Below are 5,856 nucleotides of genomic sequence, written 5' to 3'. Positions count from 1 at the left end.
CGGCACGGTCCCGGGCGGGGCCGCGGCGAGCGCCGCAAGCCACGGGCCAGACAGCAAAAAACCAGTGAATACGGCGGCAAGGCCAGCAACTTTCAGCATGGCATTACGTTGCATCGGCCGCCGGGGCAGCGTCAACGTCATTATTTATTCACTGGCGGTTTCCTTTTGGCCTCGGCCGCCGCTCTAATATCAATAGGGTGTCCATGCGCAACGGCTGCGGGTGGCCCCGGGAGTGGATGGTTCGAGTGAGTAGTACGCCAGCATTCGTTTCGAGGATGGAGCACACGCACGGCCGTAGGCTGCGCCGGTTCCTGTCCATGCGACTGCGCGACGCCGCGGCCGATGTGCCGGATCTGGTGCAGGAGGTGTTTCTACGGCTGCTGCGGATCAAAGACCACGAGTCCATCCGCAATCCGCAGGCGTATCTGTACACCGTCGCGTTGCATGTTCTACATCAACACACGCTGCGTTCTTCGACTCGGCCGACGACGGCCTTGCCGGCCGACATGGCCGAGGACATGGACTCGTTCCTGGCGGACGACGATCCGGCCGAGGAGGCGGAGTTGGAGGACCGCTTCGAGAAACTGGGAGCTGCGCTGCAAGCCGAATCGCCCCGTGCCTACATGACGCTGCTGATGTATCGCGGCGAAGGTGCGACGTTGGAACAGATCGGCGAGCGGCTCGGTGTGACGCGCGTGATGGCAAAGAAATATCTGGTCAAAGCGCTCGCGTTCTGCCAGCAACGGTTGGCTGAGGGTTACTGATGAGCGCGTCCGATCGCGGCTTCAACAAACAGATCGCAGAAGAGGCGGCGGCTTGGTTCGTCGACTTCAGCGTGGGCGACGTCGAGCCGGATCAGCTGGCCAGCTTCAACACCTGGCTGCGGACTTCGCCCGTGCATGTGCGCGCGTACTTGCAGGTGACGGCGCTTTGGGAAGATGCCGAGTTGTTGAAGCTCGGCGCAACCGAATTGGAGGCGCTGGCCCAACAAATCGCGGCTGAGGGCAACGTCATTTCGTTGCGGCAAGCGGTTGCAACGGTGACGAACCCGGCAGCAGATGTCGCATCCGTTCCGACGCCGAAAATTCCAGCGCGCCGCCCGGTGTGGCGCCGATTCGCCGTTGCCGCTTCCGTATCAGTATTGAGCGTGATGGTCGGTGTCGCTGTATGGATGCGAGCCGATCGTGGCGTGACCTATGCGACCGAGACGGGAGAGCAGAGAACCGTCACGCTGGCTGATGGCTCGGTGGTGCAGCTCAATTCACAATCGCAGCTGCGGGTGATGTTCAGCGAGCAGGTCCGCAGAGTCGAGCTGATCGATGGCCAGGCGTTGTTCGAGGTGGCGAAGAATCCGGCACGCCCGTTCGTGGTGGTGAGCGGCGAGACCAGCGTGCGGGCAGTGGGCACGCAATTCGACGTTTACCGGAAAACCGAGGGTACCGTCGTTACGGTGTTGGAAGGCCGAGTCGCCGTATCGGGCGAAGCGGCGAGCACGGCCGCGCCGGTGCGAGATGCCAGTGTCGCCAATGGTGAAGCCGTGCTGTTGTCAGCCGGCGAGCAGATCGTGGTCACGCCCAAGGCCATTCTGGTGCCGCAGCCGACCAACGTGGCGGCCGCCATCGCTTGGACCCAGAAAAAACTCGCGTTCGATGCCGATCCCTTGTCCGAGGTGGTGGCCGAGTTCAATCGTTACAGCCGGCAACGGCTGGTGATCGACGACGCGGCGCTCGAGGAGATTCGTATCAGCGGCGTGTTCGCCTCCAGCGGGGTCGAGCATCTGGTGCAATTCCTACAGCAGCGCTTCGAAGTGACGGCGACCACCACCGATGGCGAGATTCATTTGTCTCGCCAGCCCTGATCTTCAATTCGTGACCCAAATATAACTACGAATTCTGTTGCAGCGGTTTCCTTTTCTACTCCACGGGCACTCTTACTCATCATGAAGCGTCGCCAATGACAACGACGCTCACCAGTATCAGTGCCAATGGGGGAATCTTGATGCGTAGTGTGCTCGCCACGACGGCGTTCTGCCTGTCGATCGCCGGTTTGTCGATGGCTCAGGATGCCGTCAGTTCGGTCCGTAAGGATGTGAGTATTCCGGCGCAGGGCTTGGGCCCGGCACTGCAACGATTCGCCCACGAGTGCGATGTGCAAGTGATCTTCGCCTCCGATGACGTGCTCGACGTGCAGACGGCTGGTGCCGCCGGGAAGTTGACCATCGAAGAAGCGTTGAGCCAGATGTTGCGTGGAACCGGGCTCATGTACCGGCTGCTCAACGACAACACCGTCACCATCGTTCCGGAAAACAAATCGCCGTCGCGACAGGAAGCGGCAGCGCCCGCGTCCAGCCGGGCTGGAGCGACCACCTCCGTGCCGCGATTCCTGAAGAATGATCAGTTTCGTCTGGCGCAGGCCACGACGGGCGCTGAATCCACTGCGACCGGAGCGCAGGCGCCGGCCAGCGCTTCTGCAGAAGCACTCGAAGAAGTCGTGGTCACGGGTACGGCGCGCGCCAGCGGCTTGCATCGACTCGACGCGGGCTTTTCGATCAACTCCATCAGCTCGGACGACCTGCATCAGATCACTCCGCTCAGCACCGCGGACGTGTTGAAGAATGTCCCCGGCACTTACGTGGAGTCGAGCGGTGGCGTCGCCGGTCTGCGAGTGAACGTTCGTGGCTTCCCCATGAACGGCGGTGGCCAGTTCTCGTCTGTCGAATTGGACGGCACCACGTTGCTGCCGCCCATGACTTTGAGCTTCATCGAAGGCTACAGCCTGTTTCGTGTCGACGACACGGTGGAGCGCGTCGAAGTGTTGCGCGGTGGCCCGAGCCCGCTGTTCTCCAGCGGTCAGCCCGGCATCACGCTCAACTTCATCCAGAAGAAGGGCGGCGATGTGCCTGAAGGCAGTGGCCGCGTCACTTTGGGCTCCGAAGGCTTGTATCGTTTCGACGGTTTCCTCGGCGGCAAACTCGCCGAAGGCTGGTATGGCACGGTCGGTGGTTTCTATCGAGAAAGCGATGGCGTGCGCGATCCGGACTTCACCGCAGATAAAGGTGGCCAGCTCAGCGGCACGCTGACGCGTCGTTGGGACAGCGGCGAGATCACGTTCTCCGGCCGCGCCGTCAAAGATTCCAATATCTTCTTCTCCGGCGCGCCGCTGCTCTCGACCAACAGTGGTCGCGATCTGAACGTGTATTCGTTCTTCGATCAGCGCAAGGACACGCTGGCCGGCCCTGACACCACGAACTTGCAATTCGAAGTCGCTCCCGGTGCCACGCCGCGGACGCTCTCGACCGATTTCAGCGACGGTCGCACCATCGACCTGAAGCAGTTCGGCGTCAGCTTCGATTTCAATCCGGGCGAGTGGGAGATCACCAATCGTTTCGGTTATCTCGATGGCACGGCCGATACCCGCGCCATCTTCACTAGCGCGGTGCCACTGACGCTGGGTTCTTACATCAACGGTCGCATCAGCGCCGTGAACGGCAATGCTGCCATCGTGACTGCTGCGGGCGGTGCTGCCACCAGCGGTTCGGCCAACTACACCACCAGCGGTGCGGCCATCACTGATCTGAGCACGCCGGTGATCGTTGCCGGTTTCTGGTATGTCGATAAGGACATACAGACCCTGAGCAATGATTTTCGCGTCAGCCGCACGTTCGGTTCGCATACGCTGACCGTGGGCAACTATTTCGCCAAGCACTCCATCAAGGATCTCTGGTATCAGGGTAACAATGCGCTGCTCGCTTTCGAGAAACACGCGCGTCGCATCGACGTTACTTTGAACAATGGCGTGAGCATCACCAAGGACGGCTTCACCGGCTACGCCACCAACCATTTCGTGGACGACTTCGAAGGCCGCAATCTGGCGTTCTTCCTGGCCGATGAATGGGAGATCACCGATCGATTGCGTATCGACGGCGGCGTGCGTCACGAGGACTACAAGACCGACGGCACCGTCGGGCTCGCCTCCAACGTGAACCTCGATGGCAACTTGCTCACGTTCTATAACAACGCGGTGTCGGTGCAGAACGGCAACCGCCAATACTTCACCTATGACGATGCCAAGACCTCGTTCACGTTCGGCGCCAACTACCGGATCGCGCCGGAGCTGAGCACGTTCGTGCGCGTCAACTCGGGCTATCGGTTCCCGACGTTCGATGAAGTGCGTCAGGGTTCACGCGTGGTGCAGGAGGTCGATCAGTACGAGCTCGGCTTGAAGACCGCGTTCAATACTCTGGACGTCAATCTGACCTTGTTCTACAACGAGTTCCTCGGTCAGACCTACACGCAGCAGATCGTCGATTCGTCCTCGGGCGCAATCACCAATCTGGTGGCAGTGGCCGGCTCGGAAGCCTATGGCGCCGAGTTGGACGGCGCGTGGCAGCCGCTCGACGGGCTGTCGCTGGGCTTCAACTTCACCTATTTCAATGCCGAGTATTCCGGGATCAGGAATGGCGCGCCCACCGGCGTGCAAAACGGCAACGAAGTGGCTCGGCAGCCTAGCTTCCAGGCGCGTCTGTCGCCGAGCTACAGCATTCCGCTGTCCATCGGCGATCTGACGCTGTTCGCGGCCTACACGCATGTCGATGCCCGGTACTCGGATATCCAGAATTTGCAGAAGCTGCCCGAGTACGAAACACTGGATCTCGGTGTCGGCTTGAAGTTGGGCGCGGTGGACTTGCAGGTGACGGGTTTGAATGTCACCAACGAGCTGGGTCTGACCGAAGGCAACGCCCGTATCGTCGGGACGACGGACGCGGCGGTGATCGGCCGTTCCATCTTCGGTCGTTCCTATCAAGCGACGGCGGCTTATCGCTTCTGACCGGAGTGCCGATGAAACGACGGACCTTGCTTGCCTCGGCCGCGGGGGCTGTCCTGGGTTCGACGTTGCTGTCGACGCGGTCCACTCGGGCCGCGTCCTCAACACGTCGCAACGTGCTGTTGTTGATCGCCGATGATCAGGGGCTCGACGCGGGTTGCTACGGCACCGGCATCGCGACCCCTCGCATCGATGCGTTGGCGCGTGGTGGCACGCGCTTCACGCAGGCGTATGCGGCCGTCAGCTCGTGCAGCCCCAGTCGGTCGGTGATCTACACCGGCCTCTATTCGCACAGCAACGGCATGTATGGATTGGCGCACGATGTGCACAATCAGTCGTTGCTCGATGGCATCGACACGCTCCCGCAGATGCTGAAGCGAGCCGGCTATGCGACAGCGTTGGTCGGTAAGAAACACGTTCGCCCGGACAGCGCGTTCGTTTATGACGCGGAGCTTGCGCCGGAGCGATCGGGCATTCGCGATGTCGCATTCATGGCTGACGAAACATTGCGATTCGTTCGCGGCGTCGACCAGCCTTTCTTCGTTACCGTGGCGTACAGCGATCCGCATCGCGCTCCGGTGAATTACGGCAACGATCGTAAGTGGCCGCGGGTCGAGCCTGTGCTTTACGATCCAGCGCGGGTGCCGTTGCCGTCACATCTGCCGGACCTGCCTGAAGTACGTCGCGATCTCAGCGAGTACTATCAGTCGGTAAGTCGGTTGGATACTGGTATCGGTCTGCTATTAGACGGTTTGCGAGACGCGGGCCACGCGGACGACACGCTAGTTCTTTATTTGAGCGACAACGGACGTCCGTTTCCTGGCGCCAAGACCAATCTCTACGATCCAGGACTGCATCTGCCCTTGATCGTGCACGCGCCCGGTGCCGCCGGCGGCGCGGTCAACGATGCGATGGTCAGTTTCATCGACATCGTGCCCACCATCCTCGACTGGACTCGCGCGCCGGCGCCCAAGAGCACGTTGCCTGGACGATCTTTGTTGCCGCTGCTGGGCAAGCGTGGGGCAAGCGGTT

The 5,856-nt window shown here is 61.2% G+C and carries 4 protein-coding genes; all 4 read left to right on the top strand.

Annotation, left to right across the window (positions count from 1 at the left end; translation table 11 throughout):
* The first annotated feature begins 203 nt into the window (after nt 1–203).
* A complete protein-coding gene (locus tag JNL55_RS23965) occupies nt 204–764 on the top strand; it encodes a sigma-70 family RNA polymerase sigma factor (protein WP_322111050.1) in 561 nt (186 codons plus the stop codon).
* Entirely contained in the window at nt 764–1,858 is a 1,095-nt protein-coding gene (locus tag JNL55_RS23960) for a FecR family protein (RefSeq protein ID WP_293860102.1), read from the top strand. Before JNL55_RS23965 ends, JNL55_RS23960 begins: the two co-directional genes overlap by 1 nt.
* 140 nt (nt 1,859–1,998) lie before the next feature.
* Complete coding sequence (locus JNL55_RS23955; RefSeq protein WP_293860099.1) at nt 1,999–4,827, top strand: TonB-dependent receptor domain-containing protein; 2,829 nt, start codon at nt 1,999–2,001, stop codon at nt 4,825–4,827.
* Between the two features lie 11 nt (nt 4,828–4,838).
* A partial coding sequence (locus tag JNL55_RS23950) for a sulfatase (RefSeq protein WP_293860096.1) occupies nt 4,839–5,856 on the top strand: 1,018 nt, incomplete at its 3' end.

It is taken from the genome of Steroidobacter sp. (genome assembly GCF_016790065.1).
Lineage (GTDB): Bacteria > Pseudomonadota > Gammaproteobacteria > Steroidobacterales > Steroidobacteraceae > Steroidobacter.
The sequence above is the reverse complement of the archived record's forward strand: the minus strand, read 5'-3'. Positions and strand labels throughout refer to the sequence as shown.